This is a genomic window from Serinicoccus hydrothermalis, assembly GCF_001685415.1.
GTDB classification, from domain to species: domain Bacteria; phylum Actinomycetota; class Actinomycetes; order Actinomycetales; family Dermatophilaceae; genus Ornithinicoccus; species Ornithinicoccus hydrothermalis.
Genome location: NZ_CP014989.1, coordinates 12,747 through 37,403, shown reverse-complemented (window position 1 = coordinate 37,403; position 24,657 = coordinate 12,747). Strand labels below are relative to the sequence as shown.

Annotated in this window: 20 protein-coding genes; 9 read left to right on the top strand and 11 right to left on the bottom strand. The window is 72.5% G+C overall.

Translation table 11 applies throughout. The features are described 5' to 3' along the window. Positions 1-106 precede the first annotated feature (106 nt). Genes SGUI_RS00150 through xylB form a run of 5 tightly spaced genes read left to right on the top strand, consistent with a single transcriptional unit; the run spans position 107 to position 6,122 of the window. Positions 107-1,348: an ABC transporter substrate-binding protein gene (locus tag SGUI_RS00150; protein WP_335675480.1), complete on the top strand. Its 1,242-nt coding sequence runs from the start codon at positions 107-109 to the stop codon at positions 1,346-1,348. Continuing rightward, positions 1,345-2,310: a carbohydrate ABC transporter permease gene (locus SGUI_RS00145; protein WP_066634719.1), complete on the top strand. Its 966-nt coding sequence runs from the start codon at positions 1,345-1,347 to the stop codon at positions 2,308-2,310. The genes SGUI_RS00150 and SGUI_RS00145 overlap by 4 nt, the downstream gene beginning before the upstream one ends. Then, on the top strand, positions 2,307-3,191 hold the full coding sequence (locus tag SGUI_RS00140) for a carbohydrate ABC transporter permease (protein ID WP_066634718.1): 885 nt from the start codon (positions 2,307-2,309) through the stop codon (positions 3,189-3,191). Before SGUI_RS00145 ends, SGUI_RS00140 begins: the two co-directional genes overlap by 4 nt. After that, complete coding sequence (locus SGUI_RS00135) at positions 3,188-4,705, top strand: mannitol dehydrogenase family protein (protein WP_237141400.1); 1,518 nt, start codon at positions 3,188-3,190, stop codon at positions 4,703-4,705. The genes SGUI_RS00140 and SGUI_RS00135 overlap by 4 nt, the downstream gene beginning before the upstream one ends. Further along, positions 4,692-6,122 (top strand): xylulokinase, encoded by a 1,431-nt coding sequence (gene xylB / locus SGUI_RS00130; RefSeq protein WP_066634711.1) that lies wholly within the window; start codon positions 4,692-4,694, stop codon positions 6,120-6,122. Before SGUI_RS00135 ends, xylB begins: the two co-directional genes overlap by 14 nt. 32 nt (positions 6,123-6,154) lie before the next feature. On the opposite strand, the gene SGUI_RS00125 is transcribed toward xylB, so the two are convergent. From SGUI_RS00125 to SGUI_RS00085, 9 genes are all read right to left on the bottom strand, one after another. Continuing rightward, complete coding sequence (locus SGUI_RS00125) at positions 6,155-8,029, bottom strand: AMP-dependent synthetase/ligase (protein ID WP_066634709.1); 1,875 nt, start codon at positions 8,027-8,029, stop codon at positions 6,155-6,157. After that, entirely contained in the window at positions 8,026-9,162 is a 1,137-nt protein-coding gene (rodA, locus tag SGUI_RS00120; RefSeq protein WP_066634704.1) for a rod shape-determining protein RodA, read from the bottom strand. The genes SGUI_RS00125 and rodA overlap by 4 nt, the downstream gene beginning before the upstream one ends. A gap of 6 nt (positions 9,163-9,168) precedes the next feature. Then, positions 9,169-10,134, bottom strand: a complete 966-nt coding sequence (locus SGUI_RS00115; protein ID WP_066642414.1) for a bifunctional riboflavin kinase/FAD synthetase — start codon at positions 10,132-10,134, stop codon at positions 9,169-9,171. 10 nt (positions 10,135-10,144) lie between these two features. Then, positions 10,145-11,062 (bottom strand): tRNA pseudouridine(55) synthase TruB, encoded by a 918-nt coding sequence (truB, locus tag SGUI_RS00110; RefSeq protein ID WP_066634699.1) that lies wholly within the window; start codon positions 11,060-11,062, stop codon positions 10,145-10,147. Continuing rightward, positions 11,059-11,529, bottom strand: coding sequence for a 30S ribosome-binding factor RbfA (rbfA, locus tag SGUI_RS00105; RefSeq protein WP_066634696.1), 471 nt, complete (start codon positions 11,527-11,529; stop codon positions 11,059-11,061). The genes truB and rbfA overlap by 4 nt, the downstream gene beginning before the upstream one ends. A 78-nt stretch (positions 11,530-11,607) precedes the next feature. After that, positions 11,608-14,376 carry a translation initiation factor IF-2 gene (gene infB, locus SGUI_RS00100; protein WP_066634693.1) on the bottom strand — a complete coding sequence of 923 codons (2,769 nt, stop codon included), beginning with the start codon at positions 14,374-14,376 and terminating at the stop codon, positions 11,608-11,610. 199 nt (positions 14,377-14,575) lie between these two features. After that, the gene (locus tag SGUI_RS00095) at positions 14,576-14,833 is read right to left on the bottom strand and encodes a YlxR family protein (RefSeq protein WP_066642411.1); all 258 of its coding nucleotides are present in this window, start codon (positions 14,831-14,833) and stop codon (positions 14,576-14,578) included. A gap of 61 nt (positions 14,834-14,894) precedes the next feature. Next, positions 14,895-15,926: a transcription termination factor NusA gene (nusA, locus tag SGUI_RS00090; RefSeq protein ID WP_066634692.1), complete on the bottom strand. Its 1,032-nt coding sequence runs from the start codon at positions 15,924-15,926 to the stop codon at positions 14,895-14,897. Then, complete coding sequence (locus SGUI_RS00085) at positions 15,926-16,438, bottom strand: ribosome maturation factor RimP (RefSeq protein WP_202816594.1); 513 nt, start codon at positions 16,436-16,438, stop codon at positions 15,926-15,928. The genes nusA and SGUI_RS00085 overlap by 1 nt, the downstream gene beginning before the upstream one ends. 108 nt (positions 16,439-16,546) lie before the next feature. On the opposite strand from SGUI_RS00085, the gene SGUI_RS00080 reads away from it, so the two are divergent. The 4 genes from SGUI_RS00080 to SGUI_RS00065 are packed head-to-tail and all read left to right on the top strand — an operon-like array spanning position 16,547 to position 21,965. Continuing rightward, complete coding sequence (locus SGUI_RS00080; RefSeq protein ID WP_066634691.1) at positions 16,547-17,515, top strand: DUF4439 domain-containing protein; 969 nt, start codon at positions 16,547-16,549, stop codon at positions 17,513-17,515. Positions 17,516-17,539: 24 nt separating this feature from the next. Next, positions 17,540-19,483, top strand: a complete 1,944-nt coding sequence (locus SGUI_RS00075; protein ID WP_066634688.1) for a thioredoxin domain-containing protein — start codon at positions 17,540-17,542, stop codon at positions 19,481-19,483. Between the two features lie 38 nt (positions 19,484-19,521). Beyond that, complete coding sequence (locus SGUI_RS00070) at positions 19,522-20,661, top strand: LCP family glycopolymer transferase (protein ID WP_066634687.1); 1,140 nt, start codon at positions 19,522-19,524, stop codon at positions 20,659-20,661. After that, positions 20,658-21,965 (top strand): CapA family protein, encoded by a 1,308-nt coding sequence (locus SGUI_RS00065; RefSeq protein WP_066634684.1) that lies wholly within the window; start codon positions 20,658-20,660, stop codon positions 21,963-21,965. Before SGUI_RS00070 ends, SGUI_RS00065 begins: the two co-directional genes overlap by 4 nt. Here SGUI_RS00065 and SGUI_RS00060 read toward each other — a convergent pair. Both SGUI_RS00060 and SGUI_RS00055 read right to left on the bottom strand, forming a co-directional pair. Then, positions 21,955-22,749 carry a TSUP family transporter gene (locus tag SGUI_RS00060; RefSeq protein WP_066634681.1) on the bottom strand — a complete coding sequence of 265 codons (795 nt, stop codon included), beginning with the start codon at positions 22,747-22,749 and terminating at the stop codon, positions 21,955-21,957. The genes SGUI_RS00065 and SGUI_RS00060 overlap by 11 nt on opposite strands. Then, positions 22,746-24,533, bottom strand: coding sequence for a proline--tRNA ligase (locus SGUI_RS00055; protein WP_237141399.1), 1,788 nt, complete (start codon positions 24,531-24,533; stop codon positions 22,746-22,748). Before SGUI_RS00055 ends, SGUI_RS00060 begins: the two co-directional genes overlap by 4 nt. Positions 24,534-24,657: the final 124 nt, after the last annotated feature.

Here is a 24,657-nt window from a genome sequence, read left to right as displayed (position 1 = left end):
ACTGGTGATCCTCGCCACCACCAGCACGGCGCTGGTCGCCGGCGGATGTGCTGGATGGGGAGGTGGGGGCGTCGGCGGGGGCGGTCCCGACTCCATCGACGTCCTCATGGTCAACAACCCTCAGATGGTCGACCTGCAGAGCCTCACGGCGGAGCACTTCACCGCCGAGACGGGCATCAGCGTCAACTTCACGGTGCTGCCGGAGAACGACGTGCGCGACAAGATCAGCCAGGAGTTCACCAGCCAGGCCGGCCAGTACGACGTCGCCACGCTGTCCAACTTCGAGATCCCCATCTACGCCCGCGCCGGCTGGGTGGCACCGCTCGACCAGTTCATCGACGAGGACGCCGAGTTCGACTACGACGACATCCTGGAGCCGATGCGCACCTCGCTGTCGGTGGACGACGTCGCCTACGGCATCCCCTTCTACGGCGAGTCCTCCTTCCTCATGTACCGCCAGGACGTGCTCGAGGCCGAGGGCGTCACCATGCCGGACCAGCCCACCTGGCCCGAGGTGGCGCAGATCGCCGCCGAGGTCGACGGTGCCGAGCCGGGCATGAGCGGGATCTGCCTGCGGGGCCAGCCCGGCTGGGGCCAGCTCATGGCCCCGCTGACCACCGTGGTCAACACCTACGGCGGCACCTGGTTCGAGGAGGACATGACGCCGGAGGTCAACGCCCCGGAGTTCAGCGAGGCAGTGAACTTCTACGTCGACCTGGTGCGCGAGCACGGCCAGAACGGCGCGCCCGCCTCCGGCTTCGTCGAGTGCCTCAACAACCTGCAGCAGGGCAACTCGGCGATGTGGTACGACGCCACCTCGGCCGCGGGCTCCCTCGAGGCACCCGGCTCGCCGGTCCAGGGCAAGATCGGGTATGCCCCGGCCCCGGTCATGGAGACCGACAGCTCGGGCTGGCTGTACGCCTGGTCCTGGTCGATCCAGAACGCCAGCGAGAAGCAGCAGAACGCGTGGGAGTTCGTCTCCTGGGCCTCCAGCAAGGAGTACGAGGAGCTCGTCGGCGAGGAGCTCGGCTGGTCCCGGGTCCCGGCCGGCAAGCGCTCCTCGACCTACGACAACGAGGAGTACCTCGCCGAGGCAGGCCCCTTCGCCGAGGCCACGCGCCAGGCGATCGAGTCGGCCGACCCGGAGAACCCCGGGGTCCAGCCCCGGCCGGCCATCGGCGTCCAGTTCGTGGGCATACCGGAGTTCCCGGACCTCGGGACCCAGGTGAGCCAGGACATCAGCGCGGCCATCGCCGGCCGCATGAGCGTCGAGGAGGCGCTGGACCGCGGGCAGCGGGTCGCGGAGGACATCTCCGAGCGCTACGAGGAGAGGGCGGCACAGCAATGAGCAGCAGCACCGACACCACCTCGGTGGGCACCAACCCCGAGGAGGGCCGCTCCGGCGTCACCCCGCCCGCACGCCGCGTCCGGACCCGGTCCGACTCGTGGCAGCGGCGGATCCCGCTGCTGCCGGCGCTGATCTTCGTCATCGTCATGACGCAGCTGCCCTTCCTGGGCACGATCATCATCTCGTTCATGAACTGGAACGCCTACTACCCCGACGAGCGGGGCTTCGCGGGCTTCTCCAACTTCGCGCGGGTGTTCACCGACGTCAACGCCCGCTCGGCGGTCCTCGTGACGATCCTCATCACCGTCGCCACCGTGCTCATCAGCCTGGTCCTCGGGCTGGCCATCGCGCTGCTGCTGGACCGCAAGTTCCGCGGGCAGGGCATCGTCCGCACGATGATGATCGCTCCCTTCCTGGTGGTGCCGGTCGCGGCCGCCCTGCTGTGGAAGCACGCGCTCTACAACCCGGAGTACGGCCTGTTCAACGGCCTGCTGACCCTGGTCCTGGGCGAGAACGCCCCGCAGCCGGACTGGGTCGGCTCCATGCCCCTGCCCGCCCTGGTCGCCGCGCTCGTGTGGCAGTGGACGCCCTTCATGATGCTCATCCTGCTGGCCGGGCTGCAGAGCCGGCCGCTGGACGTGGTCGAGGCCGCCCGCATCGACGGTGCCTCCGAGTTCCGCATCTTCACCAGCATGACGCTGCCCCACCTGCGCCAGTACATCGAGCTGAGCACGCTGCTGGGGACGATCTACGTGGTCCAGAACTTCGACCACGTCTTCACCATCACCGCCGGTGCCACCGGCACCGCCAACCTGCCCTACTTCATCTACCAGACCTTCTACACCGCCCAGGACTACGGTCGGGCCTCAGCCGCGGGCGTGGTGACGGTGCTGGGCACCCTCATCGTCGCGATGTTCGCGCTGCGGACGGCCTTCGCGATCTTCAAGGAGGAGGGCCGATGAGCACGCAGACGACGGCCACGACCGGCACCACGACCACCACGGTCGGCGGCCGCACCTACCGGCAGCCCAAGCCGCCCCGGCGAGGGGTCTTCCTCACCGTCCTGGCGTGGGTGGTGGGCCTGCTCTTCTTCTTCCCGGTGCTCTGGATGGTGCTGGTCTCCTTCCGCGCCGAGACCGACGCCGCGAGCAACCCGCCGGAGCTCTTCGCCCCGATCAGCCTGGAGGGCTACCGGACCTTCTTCGAGGCCGGGCCCTGGCCCCCGCTGCTCAACTCGATGACGGCGAGCCTGGTGTCCACCGCGCTGGTCATCCTGCTGGCCTTCCCGGCCGCCTACGCGCTGTCGATCCGCCCGGTGAAGAAGTGGACCGACGTCCTCTTCTTCTTCCTCTCGACCAAGATGCTCCCCATCGTGGCCGGCATCCTGCCGATCTACCTCTTCGCCCAGGCGACCAACCTGCTCGACAACATCTGGCTGCTCATCATCCTCTACACCTCGATGAACATGCCCATCGCGGTCTGGATGCTGCAGTCGTTCCTCGCCGAGGTCCCGGTGGAGATGCTCGAGGCGGCCCAGGTGGACGGCGCCAGCCTGCTGACGACGCTGCGGCAGGTGGTCGCACCCGTCGTCATGCCGGGCATCGCCTCGGCCGCGCTCATCTGCTTCATCTTCAGCTGGAACGAGCTCCTCCTCGCCCGGGTGCTCACCAGCACCGTCGCCAGCACGGCACCGGTCTTCCTCACCAGCTTCGTCACCAGCCAGGGGCTCTTCCTGGCCAAGGTCTGCGCCGCGTCCTTCGTCGTCTCGCTGCCGGTGTTGGCGGCCGGCTTTGCGGCGCAGGACAAGCTGGTGCAGGGTCTGTCCATGGGAGCAGTCAAGTGAGCACGGAACAGATCACCCTCAGCGACGACACCCTGCCGGGCCTGCCGGAGAAGGTGGGGCGGCCCCGCTACGACCGGAGACGGCTGCGTCCCGGCATCGTGCACTTCGGCGTCGGCGGGTTCCATCGCGCGCACCAGGCGATGTACCTCGACACGCTCATGGGCGAGCAGCCCGAGCAGGGCCTGGACTGGTCGATCGTCGGGGTCGGCACCATGCCCGGGGACGCGCGTATGCGCGACGCCATGGCCGCGCAGGACTGCCTGTTCACGCTCGTGGTCAAGCACCCCGACGGCCGGCTCGAGCCCCGCGTCCTGGGTGCGATGTCGGCATACCTCTTCGCGCCGGACGACCCGGAGGCGGTCCTCGCCCAGCTGACCGAGGAGCAGGTGCGCATCGTCAGCCTGACGATCACCGAGGGCGGCTACCACGTCAACCAGGTCACCGGCGAGTTCGACCCCGCCGACGAGGCCCTCCAGGAGGACATCGCCTCCTCCCCCGGTGACGCACCGCGCAGCGCCTTCGGCTTCATCACCGAGGCCCTGCGCCGCCGTCGCGAGGCGGGCACCGAGCCGTTCACGGTGATGTCCTGCGACAACCTGCCCGGCAACGGCGACGTCGCGGGCAAGATGCTGACCTCCTTCGCCCGGATGCAGGACGGGAACCGCCCCGACGCCGAGCCGCTCGCCGGCTGGATGGAGGAGCACGTCCAGTTCCCCAACTCGATGGTGGACCGGATCACCCCGGTGACCACGCAGGAGGACATCGACGCGCTCGCCGACCGCTTCGGCATCGAGGACGCCTGGCCGGTCGTCTGCGAGCCCTTCACCCAGTGGGTGCTGGAGGACCACTTCACCTCCGGACGGCCCGCGGTCGAGGAGGTCGGCGTGCAGGTGGTCGAGGACGTCGAGCCCTACGAGCTCATGAAGCTGCGGCTGCTCAACGCCAGCCACCAGGCCCTGTGCTACCTCGGCTACCTCGCCGGCTACCGCTACGCCCACGAGGTGGCGCAGGACCCGCTCTTCGTCGACTTCCTCCTCGGCTACATGGAGAAGGAGGGGACCCCCACCCTGCCGGAGGTGCCGGACGTCGACCTCGCCGACTACCGGCAGACCCTCGTCGAGCGCTTCGCCAACCCCGAGGTGCGCGACACCCTGGCGCGGCTGTGCGCGGAGAGCAGCGACCGCATACCCAAGTGGCTGGTGCCCGTCATCCGGCACAACCTCGAGCACGGCGGCCAGATCGAGCGCTCGGCCCTCGTGGTGGCCTCCTGGGCCCGGTATGCCGAGGGTGAGGACGAGCAGGGCGAGCCCATCGAGGTCGTCGACCGGTACAAGGACCGGGTCATGGCGGCCGCGGCCCGGCAGCGGGAGGAGCCGCTGGCCTTCCTCGAGGACGAGACCTTCTTCGGCGACCTGCGCGAGCAGGAGGCCTTCACGAAGGCCTACACCCATTTCCTGCAGCAGTTGCACGACGTGGGCGCCCGCGCCACGCTAGAGGGTCATGACTGGAGCTGATGCCACGCTGGTCGCCGGGGTCGACACCTCGACCCAGTCTTGCAAGGTCGTCGTCTGCGACGCGGACACCGGCGAGATCGTCCGTGAGGGACGCGGGAGCCACCCGAACGGAACCGAGGTCGACCCCGAGCACTGGTGGTCCGCCTTCCAGGAGGCCACCTCCGGTGACCTGCTCGAGGGGGTGCAGGCGCTCGCCGTCGGTGGGCAGCAGCACGGCATGGTCCTCCTGGACGAGCAGGACGAGGTGGTCCGCCCGGCGCTGCTGTGGAACGACACCCGGTCGGCGGACGCGGCGCGCCAGCTCGTGGACGAGCTCGGGGGTCCCCAGGCGTGGGCCGACCGGATCGGCGTCGTGCCCCTGGCGGCGATCACGGCCAGCAAGCTGCGGTGGGTGGCCGAGCACGAGCCGGAGAGCCTGCGGCGCGCCGCGACCTGCGTGCTCCCCCACGACTGGCTGACCGGCCAGATCCTGCGTCGCCCCGGCGGCGAGGTGCGGGGCTGGACCACCGACCGCGGGGACGCGTCCGGGACCGGCTACTTCAGCGCCGCCACCGACGACTACGACCACGACCTGGTGCGCCTGGCCACGGGCGGGGGCGACCTCGGTCTCCCGCGGGTGCTCGGACCGCACGAGGCCGCGGGCCGCCTCGCCCGGGGCTCCGGCGGGATGCTGCTCGGCCCGGGCACCGGCGACAACGCGGCGGCAGCGCTCGGCCTCGGGGTCTCCCCCGGCGACGTGGTGATGTCGCTGGGCACGAGCGGCACCGCCTTCTCCGTCCACGACTCGCCCAGCGCCGACGCCTCGGGCGAGGTGGCCTCCTACGCCGACGCGTCCGGGGCCTTCCTCCCCCTGGTCTGCACGCTCAACGCGGCCCGGGTGCTGACCGCGGCGTCCACGGTGCTGCAGACCGATCTCGCCGGGCTGGCCGAGCTCGCGCTGCAGGCACCGCTGGGTGCCGAGGGGCTCACCCTGCTCCCCTACCTCGACGGCGAGCGCACGCCCAACCTCCCCGACGCAACCGGCACGTTGTCCGGGATCACGCGGGACAACCTCACCCCGGCCAACCTGGCGCGCGCCATGGTCGAGGGCATGGTGCTGGGCGTCGGGGCCGGTGTCGACTCGCTGCGGCGCGAGGGCGTCGCGGTCGAGCAGGTGCACCTCATCGGAGGCGCCGTCGCCTCGCGCGCGGTGCGCGAGGTGGCCGCCGACCTGCTCGGGGTGCCCGTGGTGGTCCCCGAGGCCGGGGAGTACGTCGCGCTCGGCGCGGCCCGGCAGGCGGCCTCGACGCTGCGAGACGGGGACCTGCCGCCCTGGCGGGCCGGCACCGCCCAGCGACTCGAGGCACGCCCCTCGTCCGCGGCCCAGGAGGTCCGCGCCCGCTACCGCGAGCTCGTCGGCACCGTGCACGGCGTCTGACCGGGGGTATGCCCCTGGTCGCCGGGTGAGCGTCAGCCGGTGTAGAAGCGGTCCAGCTCGTCCTTGTACTTCGCCGTGACCGCACGCCGCTTGAGCTTCATGCTCGGCGTGAGGTCGCCGTCCTCGATCGACAGGTCGTGGTCGAGGATGTGGAACTGCTTGACCTGCTCGTGCCGGGCCAGCTTCTCGTTGAGCTGGTCCACGTGGCCCTGGACCATCTCCCGGGCCGCGTCCGAGGTGACGATCTGGGCATACGAGTCGCCGGCCATGCCGTTCTTGGCCGCCCACGCGGTGATGGCGTCCGGGTCCAGCGTGATGAGGGCGGAGACGAAGTTGCGCCCGTCCCCCTCGACGATGAGCTGGCTGGCGTAGGGGCAGATCCCCTTGAAGAGGGACTCGATGCGGGAGGGCGCGACGTACTTGCCGCCGGAGGTCTTGAAGAGGTCCTTCTTGCGGTCGGTGATGCGGACGTAGCCGTCCTCGTCGATCTCGGCGATGTCCCCGGTGGCCAGCCACCCGTCCTGCAGCGCCTCCGTGGTGGCCTCGTCGTTCTGGTGGTAGCCGGTCATGATGCCGGGGCCGCGCATGAGCAGCTCTCCGTCGTCCGCCAGGCGCACCTCGGTGCCGGGCAGCGGCCAGCCGACGGTGCCGATCTTGTTGACCCCGTCCTCGGGCCGGTTGACGATCGAGGCGGCGCTGGACTCGGTGAGGCCGTAGCCCTCGATGATCGTCAGGCCCATGGCGTCGAACCAGTGGGCGATGTCGTGGTTGAGCGCGGCCGAGCCGGAGATGAAGAACCGGATCCGTCCGCCGAAGCGCTCCCGGATCTTGGAGAGCACGAGCTTGTCGGCGAGGGCGTGCTTGGCCTTGAGCAGACCGCCCGGCTGCCCGCCGGCGGCCCGGATCTCGGCGACCTCTCGGCCCACCCCGCTGGCCCAGCCGAAGAGCTTCTCCTTCACGCCGCCCTCGTCGGCCATCATGGTCGTGATGCGGCCGTAGGCCTTCTCGAAGATCCGCGGGGCGGCGCCCATGAAGGTCGGCCGCACGACCGCGAGGTTCTCGACGATCTTGTCGACCCGGCCGTCGACCGCCGTGGGGAAGCCCATCTGCAGGGGCAGTGTCAGCAGGCACTTGCCGAAGACGTGCGCCAGCGGCAGCCAGAGGTACTGCAGGTCGTCCGGCCCGAGCAGGCGCACGGCGTCGACGCTGGCCCCCTCGTAGGTCCAGGCGGAGTGCGGCAGCCGCACCCCCTTGGGGCGCCCGGTCGTGCCGGAGGTGTAGATGATGGTCGCCAGGTGCTCCGGGGTCAGGGCGTCGATCCGCTGGTCGACGACCCCCGGCTCGGACTCCAGCCGCGCCCGCCCGAGCTCCTCCAGCTCGGCCAGCGTGATGACGTCCCCGCCGTCCCCCTCACCGTCGATGACGACGATCTTGAGCACGGCGCCCAGCTGGTCCCGGTGCTCGAGCACCTTGGCCACCTGCTCCGCGTCCTCGGCCACGACGACGCGGCTGCCGGAGTCGGTGACGATGAAGGCCACGTCGTCGGACAGCGTGGTCGGGTAGATGGTGGTGGTGGCCGCGCCGGCGCACATGACCGCGAGGTCGACTAGGACCCACTCGATGCGGGTCGAGCAGGCCAGCGCCACCCGCTCCTCCGGATCGACGCCGAGTTCGATGAGCCCCGCCGCCAGGGCGTAGGCACGCTCGCCGGCCTGCGACCACGTCAGCGCCGGCCACGTGTCGCCGTCCGGGTAGAGGTAGGCGTCGGAGGACGGGGTCGCGGCGACCCGTTCCCGCAGGAGGTGACCCACGCTGGGAGCGCGGTTCTCGATCACGGACAGGTCTGGCTGCTCATCGATGAGACGGGCCACGGCAACTCCTCGGGTCGGCTGGTCCTCGGTGCTCATCCTCGCAGGTTCGCCGGGGCCGACCAAGACGACACGGGCCGGGGCTCGCGCCCGCTCGCGCAGGCGAGCAGGCCGATCCCCAGCCAGCAGGCCAGCATCGAGGACCCGCCGTAGGACAGGAAGGGCAGCGGGAGCCCCGTCACCGGCATGAGCCCCAGGTTCATCCCGAGGTTCTGGAAGGTCTGGAAACCGAACCAGGAGGCGACCCCCACCGCCAGGAGCCGGCCGAAGGGGTCCTCGCAGCGCAGCGCCACGACCAGCCCCCGGACCACGAGGAAGCCCAGCAGCAGCACCAGCCCCATCGCCCCGAGGAACCCGAGCTCCTCACCCGCCACGGAGAAGACGAAGTCGGTGTACTGGAACGGGATGAACCCGCCCTGGGTCTGCGGCCCCTGCCCCAGCCCGGTCCCCGACCAGCCGCCGGAGCCGATCGCGAGCCGCGCCTGCTGCGTCTGGTAGCCGATGCCCTCGGGGTCCAGCGCCGGGTCGCGGAAGGCCAGGAGGCGGTCCACCTGGTAGGGGTCGAGCAACGGCACCCGGATCGCCGCCACCACGGCCGAGGCCGTGCCCACCAGCGCGGCCGCCGTCCACCGCCACGAGGCTCCCGAGGTCGCGACCATCCCGATCGTGAGGACGCCGAGCACCAGGGCGCTGCCCAGGTCGGGCTGGAGCATGATGAGGCCCAGCGGCACGGCGGCGAGCAGCCACGCCGGCAGGACGTCGCGCCAGCCCGGACGGGCATACGGGTCCCGGCCCTCGGCGAGGATCATGGCCAGGCCGACGACGAGCCCGATCTTGGCCAGCTCCGCCGGCTGCAGCGAGAAGCCGCCGGGCAGGAACAGCCAGGAGCGGGAGCCGTTGACCGTCTGGCCCAGCGGGGTGAGGACCGAGGCCAGCCCCAGCAGCCCGGCGAGGTAGACCCAGGGGGCCGCGGCACGCAGCCAGCGCACGTCCACCCCGATGAGGACCAGGGCCAGCACGACGCCCACGGCCGTGTTGACCAGGTGCCGGACCGCGAGCGCCGGCCCGGCCCAGGTGTGCGTGGCGGACCAGACGAGCAGCGCGCCGACCAGGCTCAGGCCGAGCGCGGCGACGAAGGGGGCCCAGTCGGTGCGCAGGTACCGCTCGCGCACCGCGCGCTACCCCTGCTGCAGCAGGTCGCGGCTGCGGTCCACGTCGGAGGCCATCTGCGCCATGAGCTCGTCGAGGGAGTCGAAGCGGACGTTGCCGCGCAGCCGCTGCACGAAGTCGACCCAGACCACCTCGCCGTAGAGGTCGAGGTCGAGACGGTCGAGGACGTAGGCCTCGACGGTCCGCTGCTCGACGTCGTCGAAGGTGGGGTTGGTCCCGACCGAGATGGCCGCGGGCAGGCGCCGGTCGGGGTGGTCGTCAGGCAGGTCGGGGCGCTCCAGCCACCCGGCGTAGACCCCGTCCGCCGGCACCATGCCGACGGCGTCGAAGGCGAGGTTGGCGGTCGGGTAGCCGAGCTCGCGACCCCGGTGGTGACCGTGCACGACCTCCCCCGACACACGGTGGGGACGGTCGAGGATCGCGTTGGCCGTGGCCATGTCGCCGTCGGCGAGCGCCTGCCGCAGAACGGTCGAGGACCAGGTGCGCAGCCCCCCGTCCAGCCCGCCGGCCGTGTCCTGGACGACCACGTCGAAGCCGTGCAGCTCCCCCAGGGTGCGCATCGTGCCGACGTCCCCGGAGTTGTGCAGCCCGAAGCGCGTGTCCTGGCCGACGACCACGACCTCGGCGCGCAGCCCGTCGACGAAGGTCTCGACGACGAAGTCCTCGGGCGAGAGCCGGGCGTACTCCGCGGTGAACTCGATGACGACCACGCCGTCGAGCCCCGCCTCCTCCAGCAGGTCGAGCCGGTGCTCCAGGCTGGCGATCTCCTGCGGGGCGCGCTCGGGGTGGAGCACCGCGACCGGGTGCGGGTCGAAGGTGACCGCCACCGAGGCGAGCCCGCGCTCGCGGGCGAGGTCGGTCACGGTCTCCAGCACGGCGCGGTGGCCCTGGTGGACACCGTCGAAGTTGCCGAGCGTGGCCACGGTCGGGCCGAGCTCGGCCGGCACGTCCTCCAGGCGGGTCCAGCGATGCACGGGCGTCACTCTAGCTCTCGCCCGCGGGGGCGAGGACCACGTGGGCGCGCGCCTGCTCCGCGCTCTCGTCGAGCACGGCGACGAGGACGCCGTCCGGCCCGAAGGCGGCGACGGGCTCGGTGCGCCCCGGCCGCGCCGAGGCGACCCGCTGCCCGTAGCCGAGGGCGCGCGCCTCCGGCTCGTCCAGCTCGCGCGTGGGCAGGCAGACCCGGGCCGCGTCGGCCAGCGGGAGGAGGTGGGCGTCCGCACCCTCGGCCTCCACGGTGGCCAGCGACGTGGCCCGGTCCAGGCCCAGGCCGCCGACCCGCGTCCGCCGCAGGGCGGTGAGGTGACCGCCCACGCCCAGCGCCGCACCGAGGTCGCGGGCCAGGGCACGTACGTAGGTGCCGGAGGAGACCTCGACCCGCACGTCCAGGTCCAGGTGCGTCCCCGAGGTGCGCCTCGTCAGCACCTCGAAGCTGCTGACGGTGACGGGCCGGGCGGAGAGCGCGACGTCCTGGCCCGACCGGACCCGGGCGTAGGAGCGGACGCCGTCGACCTTGATTGCGCTGACCGAGCTGGGAACCTGCTCGAGGTCCCCGGTGAGAGCCTGCACCGCGTCGGCGACATCCTGCTCACCGAGGTCACCGGCGTCGGTGCGCGTCAGGACCTCGCCCTCGGCGTCGTCGGTGACCGTGCTCTCCCCCAGCCGGATCGTGGCCTCGTAGGCCTTGTCGTGGCCGACGAGGAAGGTCAGCAGCTTGGTCCCGCGCCCGACACCGAGGACCAGCACACCCGTCGCCATCGGGTCGAGGGTGCCGGCGTGCCCGACCTTCCGGGTCCGGCACAACCGACGTCCCCGGGCGACCACGTCGTGGCTGGTCCACCCGGCCGGCTTGTCGACGACGAGCAGCCCGTCCCCCACCGGGGGCTGCGGCCCACCGCTCATCGCGGGTCGGCCACGCCCGGTGCGTCGTCCTCGGCCTCGGTCTCGTCGGTCCGTGGCTTGCGGTAGGGGTCGGCCTCACCTGCATACCCCGAGGAGGACCGGCCCGCGGCGAGCTCCGCGTCGCGCGCGGCGACCCGGCGCAGCAGGTCGTCCATGTGCTGCGCGTCCTCGGGCAGGGCGTCGAGGATGAACTCCAGGGTGGGTGTGAGCCGGATCCCGAGCCCCTTGCCCACGAAGGAGCGCAGGCGGCCCCGGTATGCCTCCAGGATCTCGGCGGCCGTCTCCCGGTCCGTGTCGCTGCCCAGCACGGTGTAGAACACGCTCGCGTGCTGCAGGTCGCCCGTCACCCGGACGTCGGTGATCGTGACGAACCCGACCCTCTCGTCCTTGACCACCTGGGACAGGCCCTGGGTGACCAACTGCTTGGTGCGCTCGGCGATGCGGCGGGCGCGCGCCTGGTCGACCATGACTCCTCCTCGACGTGTGCTGACGCTGGGCGCGGGCCGACCCCCGTGCGGGGTCCGACCCGCGCCGGTCCACCTGGGTCAGGTGCGCGGGATCTCGCGCATCTCGTAGGTGGTGATGAGGTCATCGCTCTGGATGTCGTTGAACGACCCCAGGTTGACACCGCACTCGAAGCCCTCGCGGACCTCGGTGACGTCGTCCTTGAAGCGCCGCAGACCGGCGATCTGCAGGCCCTCGGTGATGACGACACCGTCGCGGGTGATGCGCGCCTTGGCGCCACGCCGCATCTCGCCGCTCCTGACCATGCAGCCGGCGACGTTGCCGAACTTGGAGCTGCGGAAGACCTCGCGGATCTCCGCGGTGCCCGTCTCGACCTCCTCGTACTCCGGCTTGAGCATGCCCTTGAGGGCGTTCTCGATGTCCTCGATGGCCTGGTAGATCACCGAGTAGTAGCGGATCTCCACGCCTTCCTTGTCCGCGTAGTCGGCGTTCTGCCCCTCCGCGCGGACGTTGAAGCCGAGGATGACCGCGTCCGAGGCGACGGCGAGGTTGATGTTGTTCATCGTGATCGCGCCGACGCCACGGTCGATGATCCGCAGGTCGACCTCGTCGCCGACGTCGATCTGCAGCAGCGCGTCCTCCAGCGCCTCCACCGAACCCGACACGTCGCCCTTGAGGATGAGGTTGAGGGTCTCGACCTTGCCCTGCGCGAGGGCCTGGTTGAGGTCCTCCAGGCTGATCCGCTTGCGCGACTTGGCCAGCGCGGCCTGCCGGTCGGCAGCCTCGCGCTTCTCGGCGATCTGCCGGGCCGTGCGGTCGTCCGGCGCGACGACGAAGGTGTCGCCGGCCCGGGCCACCGTGTCCATGCCCAGCACCTGCACCGGACGCGACGGGGTGGCCTCCTCGACGTTGTTGCCGTGCTCGTCGAGCATGGCGCGCACGCGGCCGTGGCTGCCGCCGGAGACGATGGCGTCGCCGACCCGCAGGGTGCCCTGCTGGACGAGGACGGTCGCGACCGCACCGCGTCCCTTGTCGAGGTTGGCCTCGATGGCGACACCGCGCGCGTCCTTGTCCGGGTTGGCCCGCAGGTCCAGGGCCGCGTCGGCCGTCAGGAGCACGGCGTCGAGCAGGTCCTCGATGTTGAGCTGGTTCTTCGCCGAGACGTCGACGAACATCGTCTCGCCGCCGTACTCCTCCGCGATGAGGTTGTACTCGGTGAGCTGGCCGCGGACCTTGGCCGCGTCCGCACCGTCGACGTCGATCTTGTTGACCGCGACCACGATCGGCACGTCCGCCGCCTGGGCGTGGTTGAGCGCCTCGATGGTCTGCGGCATGACGCCGTCGTCGGCGGCGACGACGAGGATGGCGATGTCGGTCACCTTGGCACCGCGGGCACGCATGGCCGTGAAGGCCTCGTGACCCGGAGTGTCGATGAAGGTGATCGCGCGCTCCTCGCCCTCGTGCTCGGTGTGCACCTGGTATGCGCCGATGTGCTGGGTGATGCCGCCGGCCTCGTCCGCGGTCACGTCCGCCTGCCGGATGGCGTCCAGCAGCCGGGTCTTGCCGTGGTCCACGTGACCCATGACGGTGACGACCGGCGGGCGCGCCTCGAGGTCCTCGTCGGACTCGGCGTCCGCCTCGGCCTCGAGGTCGATGTTGAAGGAGCTGAGCAGCTCGCGCTCCTCCTCCTCGGGGGACACGACGCGGATCTTGTAGTCCAGCTCCTCGCCGAGCACGCCGAAGGTGTCCTCGTCCAGCGACTGGGTGGCGGTCGCCATCTCACCGAGGTGGAACAGCACCGTCACCAGCGACGCCGGGTCGACGTTGATCTTGTCGGCGAAGTCGGTGAGCGAGGCGCCGCGACGCACGGTCACGGTGGCCCCGTTGCCGCGGGGGATGCTGACGCCACCGATGGTCGGCGCCTGCATCTGCTCGAACTCCTGGCGCTTGGCCCGCTTGGACTTGCGACCGCGGACCTTCCCGCCGCCTCGGCCGAAGGCACCCTGGGTGCCGCCGCGACCGCGCGGGCCGCCGCCACGACCCCCGCCCGGGCCGCGGAAGCCGCCACCGGGCGGGCCGCCGGGGCCGCCACCCGGGCGACCGCGGCCTCCGCCGCGGGTGGGACGCTCGCCGGGACGCGGCACGGCCGCCTGGGCGGGCATCATGCCGGGGTTCGGGCGCGGAGCGCCCGGGCGCGGGCCGGCGGCGCCGGTGCCCTGGCGTCCACCGGGACGCTCGGCGCCCCGGCTGCCGCCGGGTCGCGGCATACCCTGGCTGGTCGCGAACGGGTTGTTGCCGGGGCGCGGCGTCCCCGAGCGGTCACCGGACCCCCCGCCACGGCGGTCACGGGACTGCCCCATGCCCTGGTTGGAGCTGAAGGGGTTGTTGCCGGGCCGCGGGCCCGGCTTGGCGCCCGGTCGCGGCGACCGGGGCTTCTCCTCCCGTGCCGCCGGGGCGGACGGGGTCGGCGGCGCCGGGGTCGGGGCGGACGGCGTCGGCCGCTCCGCCACCTCCTCGGGCGCCTCCGGGGCGGAGGTCTGCGGGGTGGGCGGCGCCGGGGTGGCCGCCTCGGTGGTGGTGGCGGTGGGGGCCGGGCCCGGCTTGGGCGCGGCCGACTTCTTCGGCGTCGGGGAGGGAGCCTTCTTCTCCTCGGCCTTGGCCTTGCTGCTGGCCTTGTCCGCCGTGTCGGCGGTGGCCGGGGGGTTCTCCCGGATCTTGCGGACGACCGGGGGCTCGATGGTCGACGATGCCGACCTCACGAACTCTCCCTGGTCCTTCAGGTGGGCGAGCAGCTCCTTGCTCTCGACCCCGAGCTCCTTGGCGAGCTCGTAAACCCTGAGCTTTGGCACGGTGTGGTGTCTCCTCGGTGTTGGCGCCACGACCGTGACCCGCTCAGGGGCGGTCGTGACTACTGCTGGTGGGTGCTCATCGCTGAGTACTCATCGGGTGCTCATCAGCGTCAAACCCGCTTCCGGTGTCCTCGATGACAGGTCCGGTCGGACCCGCCTCTGGTGTCTCTCCCCGGGCCGGGTGGCCCAGGTGGTGCTGTCATCCGTGCTGCTGCGCCTGCAGAGATCGCACGTCGCCCAGGTCCACCTCGCCGGGCACCGTGAGGCGCAGGGCGCGGAGGAGGGCGCGACGGGTGATCGCCGCCTCCAGGCACTCCGGATCGGGGTGGACATAGGCACCACGACCCGGGAGCCGCCGTCGCTCGTCGAGGATCACCCGCCATTGTGGGCCGGCATCGTCCGCTCGTGCGACGAACCGCAGCAACGCGGTCTGTTCGCAGCGGCTCCGACACCCCACGCAGGTACGCACGGGTTGCACGTCCTGCGAGGTGGAGACGACTCCGCTCCGACCCTTCACTCTACACGCCGGCGTCGGTCGCCGGCGCCTCGGCCCCGCGCTCGACCTGCTCCTCGGTGTCGGCCCGGATGTCGATCTTCCACCCCGTCAGCCGGTTGGCGAGGCGGGCGTTCTGCCCTTCCCGGCCGATGGCCAGGGAGAGCTGGTAGTCGGGGACGACGACCCGCACCTGCTTGGTCCGGCCGTCCACGATGGTGGACGACGACACGCGCGCCGGCGAGAGCGCGGCAGCCACGAACTGCGCCGGGTCGTCGTCGTAGTCCACGATGTCGATCTTCTCGCCCTGCAGCTCGGCCATGACCGCGCGCACGCGCTGCCCCATCGGACCGATGCAGGCGCCCTTGGCGTTGACCCCCGGCACGGTCGAGCTGACGGCGATCTTGGTCCGGTGGCCGGCCTCGCGGGCCACGGCCTGGATCTGCACCGTCCCGTCGGCGATCTCCGGCACCTCGAGCGCGAACAGCCGGCGGACGAGGTTGGGGTGGGTCCGGGACAGGGTGACCTGGGGGCCGCGCAGCCCCCGCTTGGCGCTGACGACGAAGCAGCGCAGCCGGGCGCCGTGCTCGTAGCTCTCACCCGGCACCTGCTCGGAGACGGGCAGCTCGCCCTCGATCGTCCCGAAGTCGACCAGGACCCGGCGGGGGTCGTTGGACTGCTGGATGATCCCCGAGACGATGTCGCCCTCGCGACCCCGGAAGTCACCGAGCACGGCGTCGTCCTCGAGGTCGCGCATCCGCTGGGCGATGACCTGGCGCCCGGTGGCCGCGGCCACCCGACCGAAGCCCTCGGGGGTGTCGTCGTACTCCGGCCCCGGCTCCCCCTGCCTCCCGTCCTCGAGCACCTCGGGGTCCTCCCGGGCCCACACGGTGACGTGCCCGCTCTTGCGGTCGAGCTCGACCCTGGCGTGCCGGGCGTGGCCGTCGACGCGCTGGTATGCCGAGAGCAGGGCCTGCTCGATGGCCTCGACGATCACGTCCATGGGGATCTCGCGCTCCCGCTCGAGCATCCGCAGCGCCGTCATGTCGATATCCATCAGGACTCCTTTGGGTCGGGGCTGGTGAACTCGACCTGGACCAGCGCCTTGGCCACCTCGGACAACGGCACCGGGTCGTGGTCGGCGATCCTCAGATGATCGGGCCCGGCCTCCTGCAGGCGGCCGGTGAGGGTGCTCCCGTCGGTGCGGGTCACCTTGAGCAGACGTCCCACGTTGCGACGGAACTGCGAGAATTCGGTGAGCGGCCGGTCCAGCCCGGAGGAGCTGACCTCGAGGGTGTAGGAGCGCTCCCCCATGACCCCGGAGGCGTCCACGGCCGCCGACACGCTCTGCGTCGCCGCGGAGACCTCGTCCAGGCTCAGCGGCTCCACGGGTGAGGTGTGGTCGTCCGGTGCCAGCCCGGAGACGTCCCTGGCCAGCAGCACCCGGACGAGGCGACGGCGACCGGCCTCCTGCACGGACAGCCCGTCGACGACCACGTCCAGGTCGGTGCGGGCGAGCGCGTCGGTCGCGTGCTGCGTCATGGTGGCGGCTGCGGCGCGTGCGTCCATACCGGGCTCCTCGTCTTCTGCTGTCGTGTCCGGGGCGCACAGGCACCTCGCGCGACGGGTGCGGTGCCGCCCGGGCCATATACCCTACCGTCTGCGAGGATGACGGTCATGCCACCCGCCCCGGTCTCCCGTCGCACCGCGGTGCGGGTCGGCGCCTGGGCCGCGGTGGCGGGGGTTCTCTCCGGCTGCAGCGGGGACCGGCTGCGCACCCCGTGGGCGCCGGAGCCGCCGGAGGAGCAGACCGGGCCGGACGCGCCCGACCTCGCGCTGGTCCGGGCCGCGCGCGACCGGGTCCTCACCTACCGCGCCACGCTGGCGCAGGTGCAGCCGGCAGAGAGCAGCCGTGACCTCCTCGACGAGCTCGACGAGATCTGGGGCCTCCAGGCCGAGCGGCTCGACGCCCTGCTGTCCGCGCTCGGTGCGGGCCCGGCGGACGACGCAGCGGCCGCGAGTGGTGCCGCCCCGGCCGACGACGCGGCGGTCACGAGCAGCGGACCCCTCGAGGCGTTGGACCTGGGACGCGCGCTGCGCGCGGACCGGGAGGTGATGGTGGCGGACATCGCGGGGTCGACGTCGACCAACCGTGCGATGCTGCTGTCCCTCTCGGCGCAGCACCTGCTCAGCGCGGACCGGCTGGGGGCGGGGATCGACTGGCCGGCGCTGGTCGGGCCCACGGGTGCCGCGGCGGTCCCCGTGCTGGCCAGCACCCGCCCGGCCGTCTTCGCGCTCGAGGTCGTCGCGGCGCGCTCCGGTGGCGAGGAGCGCGAGGTCTACGAGGACGTGCTCGCCCCGCTGCGGGGCGTGACCAGGACCCTGACCACCCTGGCCGGTGACGCCGCGCCGGTGCCACCGCTCGGCTACGACCTGCCCGAGCCCCTCGCGGACCGGTCGGACCGACGTGAGCTGGCACGGTCGGTCGTGCAGGACATCGCCCCGGCGGTGCTGCGCGTCGCCGACCGGGCCGGGTCGGCACCGGACCAGGTCGAGTCGGTGCTGCGACTCACCGTCGAGGCCACGGCGTGGAGCCTGCGGCTGGGGACGCAGCAGGGCGCCTTCCCGGGCATGGACCTGCCCTGACCCCGCCCCCGGCACACTGGGGGTATGCCCAACCGACTGGCCGCCAGCACCTCGCCCTACCTCCAGCAGCACGCCGACAACCCGGTCGACTGGTGGGAGTGGGGCGCCGACGCCTTCGAGGAGGCCCGGCGCCGCGGCATACCGGTGCTCCTCTCGGTGGGATATGCCGCCTGCCACTGGTGCCACGTCATGGCGCACGAGTCCTTCGAGGACGAGGAGGTGGCGCAGGTGCTGCGCGAGGGCTTCGTCGCGGTGAAGGTGGACCGCGAGGAGCGGCCCGACGTCGACGCGGTCTACATGAGCGCGCTCACCGGCCTCACCGGGCAGGGCGGCTGGCCGATGACCTGCCTGCTGACCCCTGCCGGTGAGCCGTTCTGGGCCGGGACCTACCTGCCGCGCGAGGGCTTCCTGCAGCTGCTGCGCGCGGCCTCGGCGCAGTGGGCGCAGGACCGCGAGCGGATGGAGCAGGGCGGTGCCCGGGTGGTGCAGGCGCTGACGGACGCCCAGGGACGCGCGGCCGACGCCGAACGAGCAGGGAGCCTCGACGCCGAGGTCGTCGAGCAGGCCGCGCGGACGCTCGCGGAGGAGCACGACCCCCAGTGGGGCGGTTTCGGCGGCGCCCCGAAGTTCCCCCCGTCCATGGTGCTGGCCTTCCTCCTGCGCCACCACGCGCGCACCGGCGACGCCGGCTCGCTTTCCATGGTGCGCCGGACCTGCGAGCGGATGGCGCGCTCCGGGACCTACGACCAGGTGGGCGGCGGCTTCGCCCGGTATGCCGTGGACCGCGCGTGGGTGGTCCCCCACTTCGAGAAGATGCTCTACGACAACGCGCTGCTGCTGGGCGTCTACACCGACCTCGCCCGCACCGACCCCGCCTCCCGGCCCTGGGCCGAGCGGGTGGTCCGGGAGACCGTCGAGTGGCTGCTGCGCGAGCTGTGGACCGAGCAGGAGGCCTTCGCCAGCTCGCTGGACGCCGACACCGACGGGGTCGAGGGAGCGACGTACACCTGGACCCGGGAGGAGCTGGTGCGCGCGCTGGGCGAGGAGGACGGCGAGCGGGCGGCCGACCTCCTCGGCGTGACCGCGGCCGGCACCTTCGAGCACGGCAGGTCGACGTTGCAGCTCGCGGAGGACCCCGACGACCCCTCGTGGTGGGCCGCGGCCCGGCAGCAGCTCGACGTGCTCCGCAGCCTGCGCCCGCAGCCGGACCGGGACGACAAGGTCGTCACCGCCTGGAACGGCCTGCTCGTCGCCTCGCTGGCGCACGCCGGCCGGGTCTTCGAGGAGGAGGACTGGGTCGACCTGGCGGCGCGGTGCGCCCGTTTCCTGCTGCGCGAGCACGTGGTGGACGGCCGGCTGCGCCGCAGCTCCCGGGACGGCACCGTCGGCTCCGCCCTCGCGGTGGCCGAGGACTACGGCGGCCTGGCCGACGGCCTCCTCGCGCTGCACCGGGCGACGGGTGAGCAGCAGTGGCTCGACGAGGCGACCGACCTGCTCGGGATCGCACGCACCCTCTTCGTCCGGCCCGACGGGTCCGTCGCGGGCACGGGGCACGACGCCGAGCGGCTGGTTCTGGACCCGGGCACGAACGGTGACAACGCCGAGCCCGGGGGTCTCTCGGCGATCGCGCTGGCGCTGGTGCGGTTGGGCGCCCAGGGCGGTCTCGCCGAGCAGTTCGAGGTCGCCGGCAAGGCCCTGGGCCACGTCGGCGGGCAGGCCCGGCAGGCCCCCCGCTTCACCGGCTGGTCCCTCGTCGCGGCCGAGGAACTGCTCACGGGACCGATCGTCGTGCGGCTCGGTCCCGCCGTCGAGCCGGCCCTCGCGCAGGCCGCGAGCCGCACCCCCGTCGGCACGCTCGTCATGCACTCCTCCACCGACGAGGCGGCGGCGCCGCCTGCCGACGCCGCCCTGATCTGCCACGGCACCGTCTGCGGCCTGCCGACACGCGACCCCGCCGACCTCCCGTGAGCCTGCGTCCCGGGCGTCGTCTTTGCCAGGATGGTGGGGTGCGCACCTCTCTCCTCACCGGCGGCCTCGTCGTGTCCCTGCTCCTCACCGGCTGCGGCCCCGACGACGGGAACACCTCGGACACCGCGCCCACGACCGCCGCGGTGAGCCCGGAGCCCACCCCGACCGGCCCGGAAGCGACGACCGCCACGGCCGGCCCGGCTCCCGAGGGCACGGCGGCGGACCGCACCACGAGCGCCACCACGTCGTCGCAGACCTCGGCGCCGGAGGGGACGAGCGGCGCGGGTACGGCGGCCAGCACGGAGGCGGGATCGGCGACGACGAGCGCTGAGCGGTCGAGCGAGCCCGCCCCGGACTCGCCGCTGGCCGACGGACCGGTGACGATCCTGCTCGTCGGCACCGACTCGCGCGACCCGGGGTCGATGACCGGCGCCTCGGACACGATCATGCTCATGCACCTGCCGGAGGACCGCGAGGAGGTCGCCCTCGTGTCGCTGACCCGCGACATGTGGGTGGACATCCCGGGCATGGGCCAGGGCAAGATCAACGCCGCCTTCGCGCTCGGCGGGACCGACACCCTGCGCCGCACCGTGTCCGACCTGCTGGGCGGTGTCGAGATCGACTACGTCGTCCAGTCCAACTTCCAGGGGTTCATCAACCTCACCCGGTGGCTCGAGGGCTTCGAGGTCGACAACCAGCACGCGTCGTCGGTGACGGTGGGCTCGACCGGGCGTCAGGTCGTCTTCGACGAGGGACAGATCTGGCTGGAGAACACCGACGGCCTCATCTACTCCCGCCAGCGCAAGGGCCTGCCGCTCGGCGACCTGGACCGGACCGAGCGCCAGCGGGCGGTCATCATCGGCATGATGGGCCGGCTGCAGGAGCGTCTCGCGGACGACCCGCGCGCCTTCCCCGAGCTCGTGGAGCACCTGCACGACAACGTGAAGGTCACCGGCGACCTCGACCTGCGCGACTTCGTGGCGCTCACCCCGCTGCTGCGGGAGCTGGACCCGGAGGACACCCTCTCCCTCATGGTGCCCATCACCGGCTTCGACATGATCCAGGGCCAGTCGGTCAACATCGTCGACCGGGAGCAGACCGCCGCGCTCGGCACGGCCCTGCGGGAGGACTCCCTCGAGGAGTATGTCGAGCGCTGGGGCAGCGGGTACGCCCCGTGAGGTCCGCGGGCGTGGTCGGTCGGCTCGCGGCGATCATGCTCGTCCCCTCCGCGCTGCTCGGCTGCACCGCGGGCCCGGCCCGCGACCTCCCCACCACGACGCCGGCGGCACCGACCCCGGCCGCGAGCGCGCCGAGCACCGCGGCCGCGTCCTCCGAGGAGCCCGCCGACCCGACCGTCTCCCCCGACGCCGCCCGCACCACCGACCCGGGGCCACAGGACGGCGCCTTCGAGATCACCATCGCGGCGACCGGCGACATCCTGCCCCACCACGCGGTCAACGAGTCGGCGCGGGCCTACGCCGAGCAGGGGCGCGCGGGAGCCGCCTTCGACTACTCCCCCATGCTCGCCGACGTGCGGGACCTGCTCGGTGCCGCGGACCTCACCCTCTGCCACCTCGAGACGCCGCTGTCGGCCGACGACACCGCCCTGACGGCCCCGGACGTCCTGGCCTTCAACTCCCCGCACGAGGTGGCGGAGGCGCTCGCGGACGCCGGTGTCGACGGGTGCGACTTCGCCTCCAACCACACGATGGACCGGGGCCTCGAGGGTCTGGCCGCCACCGAGCAGGTGGTCCGCGGGGCCGGCATGGGGTATGCCGGGCCGACCGCCTCGCAGGACCGCGCCGGCGAGGCGGAGCTCTACGAGGTGCCGGTGGCGGGCCGCGACGACGTCACCGTCGCGCACCTCGCCTACACCTACACCTACCCCAACGACGGCAGCCCCACGACGCACGTCCCGGGAGAGGCGCCCTGGCTCGAGCTGGCGTCCTGGCCCTCGATCGGCAGCGAGGGCATACGCGAGCAGGCCCGCGCCGCGCGGGCGGCCGGGGTCGACGTGGTGGTCGTGTCGATGCACTGGGGCCAGGAGTACCAGGTGGAGCCGACGCAGGACCAGACGCGCCTGGCGCGCGAGCTGCTGGGGTCGCCCGACGTCGACGCCGTCCTCGGCACGCACGTGCACGTGGTCCAGCCCTGCGAGCGCATCGACGGCGGCCACGTCCTCTACGGGATGGGCAACTTCCTGTCCAACCAGGGCCACGAGGTGAACCCCGCCCTGGCACCGGGCACGCAGGAGGGGATGGTCGCCGTCCTCACGGTGCGCGGCGACGAGGGCGGGGCTGTCACCACCGAGCTGGCCTACCACCCGACCCGGGTGGAGATCACCCCCGAGGGGCCCAGCCACGTGGTGCGGCTCGTCCGGCCCGAGTCCGCCCCCGAGACCTGGGAGCGCACGACGTCCGCCGTCGACCTGCTCGGCGGGTGCGGTGCGCGCGCGCTGGCGTCCTCGACCCTCACCCCGTGAACTGCCTCCAGGTGTCCCAGCCGATCTTGAGGATGAAGGCGAGCACGATCACCACGAAGACGACGCGCACGAAGCGGCTGCCCCGGGCCACGGCGACCCGCGCGCCGAGGTAACCACCGAGGACGTTGCCGGCGCCGAGGAGCAGCCCCACCGACCAGATCACCGCGCCCTGCGGGACGAAGACCACGAGCGCCGCGAGGTTCGTGGCGAGGTTCGCGATCTTGGCCTTCGCGCTCGCCTCGAGGAAGCCATACCCGAGGGCGCTGACCAGGGCGAAGACGAAGAAGGAGCCGGTCCCGGGGCCGAGCGCCCCGTCGTAGGCGCCGACGACGAGCCCGATGATGACCGCCGTGCCCAGGTGGCGGCGCCGGGCGTGACCGAAGCGCAGCGCCTGCAGCTGACCCATCGAGGGCTTGAGCAGCGTGTAGGCCCCGACGGCCACGAGCACCACGAGGATGATCGGGTTGAAGGCCTCCTTGCTGATGAGGAAGGCGAGCGCGGCACCCGCGGCGCTGCCCACGAAGGCGGCGAGGGCCAGCGGGACGGCGGTGCGCAGGTCCGGGCGGATGCGGCGGAAGTAGGTGACCGAGCTCACCGAGGTGCCGCAGATCGAGCCGAGCTTGTTGGTGGCGAGCAGCTGCACCGGCGTCGCGCCGGGGAGCCCCACGAGCAGCGCCGGGAGCTGCACGAGCCCTCCCCCACCCACGACCGCGTCGATGAACCCGGCCGCGAAGCCGGCCAGGGCGAGGAAGGCGAGGGTTCCGGGCTCGAGCCCCTCGATCACGCGCCGGGGCGGACCGCCGCCAGGATCTGCTCCACCGCGGCGTCGACCGGCACGTCCTGGCGCTCGCCGGTGCGCCGGTCCTTGAGCTCCAGCACGCCGTCCGCCAGTCCCTTGCCGACCACGACGATCGTGGGCACGCCGAGCAGCTCGGCGTCCTTGAACTTCACCCCGGGGCTGACCTTGGGCCGGTCGTCGTAGATCACCTCGACGCCCTCGGCGGCGAGCTGGTCGACGAGGCCGCCGGCGTGGTCGAAGACGGCCGCGTCCTTGCCCGTCGCCACGACGTGCACGTCGGCGGGAGCGAGCTCCCGCGGCCACACCAGGCCGAGCTCGTCATGCGTCGCCTCCGCGACGGCGGCGACGGCACGCGAGACCCCCACGCCGTAGGAGCCCATCGTCACGGTGACGAGCTTGCCGTTCTCGTCCAGCACCTTGAGGTCGAGCGCCTCGGCATACTTGCGCCCGAGCTGGAAGATGTGGCCCATCTCGATGCCCCGCGCCAGGGTGAGCGGTCCGGCGCCGTCCGGGCTGGGGTCGCCCTCGCGGATCTCACCGGCCTGGATGGTGCCGTCCGCGGTGAAGTCGCGGCCCAGGACGAGGTCGAAGACGTGCTTGCCGTGCTCGTCGGCGCCCGTCACCCAGGCCGAGCCCTCCGCCACGGAGGGGTCGAGGAGGTACCTGATGCCGGATGAGCGCTCCTCGCCCAGCACGCCCGGCCCGATGTAGCCCTTGGCCAGCATGGGGTATGCCGCGAAGTCGGCCGCCTCGAAGGGGCGCCAGTCGGCGGGCGCCACCTGCGCCTCGAGCCGCTTGGCGTCGACGTCGCGGTCGCCCGGCAGTCCGATCGCCAGGGGCTCGGTGCTGCCGTCGGGGTGGGTCAGCAGGACGACGACGTTCTTGAGCGTGTCGGCGGCGGTCCACCCGCGCCCGTCCGAGCGCGGGTGCAGCGCGTCGGCCTGCGACACCAGGGTCGCGATCGTGGGGCTGTCCGGCGTGTCCTCGACGTGGGCCGCCGGGGTGGCCGCCACCGTGGCCTCGTCGACGGCAGGGGCCCGGGGCACGACGACCGCCTCGACGTTGGCGGCATACCCGGACGCCTCGCAGCGCACGAAGGTGTCCTCGCCCACCGGGCTGACGGCGAGGAACTCCTCGCTCGCGGACCCGCCCATCGCGCCGGAGTCGGCGTGCACGATGACGTAGTCGAAGCCGAGCCGGTCGAACATCTTGATGTAGGCCTCGCGGTGGCGCTGGTAGGCCTCGTCGAGCCCGTCGTCGCCGACGTCGAAGGAGTAGGAGTCCTTCATGATGAACTCGCGCCCGCGCAGCAGCCCGGCGCGGGGACGCGCCTCGTCGCGGTACTTCGTCTGGATCTGGTAGAGCGTGAGCGGCAGCTCCTTGTAGGAGCTGAACATGTCTTTGACCGCGAGGGTGAACATCTCCTCGTGCGTGGGGCCGAGCAGCATGTCGACCCCCTTGCGGTCGTGGAGGCGGAAGAGGTTGGGGCCGTACTCGGTCCACCTGTTGGTCGCCTCGTAGGGCTCGCGCGGGAGCAGCGCGGGGAAGGACAGCTCCTGGCCGCCGATGGCGTCCATCTCCTCGCGCACGATGCGCTCGACCTTGCGCAGGACCCGCAGCCCCAGCGGCATCCAGGAGTAGATGCCGGGCGCGGCGCGCCGGATGTAGCCGGCCCGCACGAGCAGCTTGTGCCCGGGCAGCTCGGCGTCGGCCGGGTCCTCGCGCAGGGTCCGCAGGAACAGGGTCGACAGGCGCAGGGGGCGCGTCACGGTGGCGGGTCTCCTCGGGTGGGTCGGTGCTCGGGCGTCCGCGGCGTCACGGTATGCCGCACGCCACGGGCGCTACGAGGGTACCTGCCGGCCACGGCGCGGCTCGACGGGTTTGCGCCCCGCC

Coding starts and splice junctions, on each gene's coding strand:
- truB (WP_066634699.1), bottom strand. CDS start 11,062: ATGAGCGGTGGGCCGCAGCCCCCGGTGGGGGACGGGCTGCTCGTCGTC.
- SGUI_RS00125 (WP_066634709.1), bottom strand. CDS start 8,029: ATGAGCACCGAGGACCAGCCGACCCGAGGAGTTGCCGTGGCCCGTCTC.
- SGUI_RS00150 (WP_335675480.1), top strand. CDS start 107: ATGGTCAACAACCCTCAGATGGTCGACCTGCAGAGCCTCACGGCGGAG.
- SGUI_RS00145 (WP_066634719.1), top strand. CDS start 1,345: ATGAGCAGCAGCACCGACACCACCTCGGTGGGCACCAACCCCGAGGAG.
- SGUI_RS00080 (WP_066634691.1), top strand. CDS start 16,547: ATGCCACCCGCCCCGGTCTCCCGTCGCACCGCGGTGCGGGTCGGCGCC.
- xylB (WP_066634711.1), top strand. CDS start 4,692: ATGACTGGAGCTGATGCCACGCTGGTCGCCGGGGTCGACACCTCGACC.
- SGUI_RS00085 (WP_202816594.1), bottom strand. CDS start 16,438: ATGGACGCACGCGCCGCAGCCGCCACCATGACGCAGCACGCGACCGAC.
- rbfA (WP_066634696.1), bottom strand. CDS start 11,529: ATGGTCGACCAGGCGCGCGCCCGCCGCATCGCCGAGCGCACCAAGCAG.
- SGUI_RS00140 (WP_066634718.1), top strand. CDS start 2,307: ATGAGCACGCAGACGACGGCCACGACCGGCACCACGACCACCACGGTC.
- SGUI_RS00075 (WP_066634688.1), top strand. CDS start 17,540: ATGCCCAACCGACTGGCCGCCAGCACCTCGCCCTACCTCCAGCAGCAC.
- nusA (WP_066634692.1), bottom strand. CDS start 15,926: ATGGATATCGACATGACGGCGCTGCGGATGCTCGAGCGGGAGCGCGAG.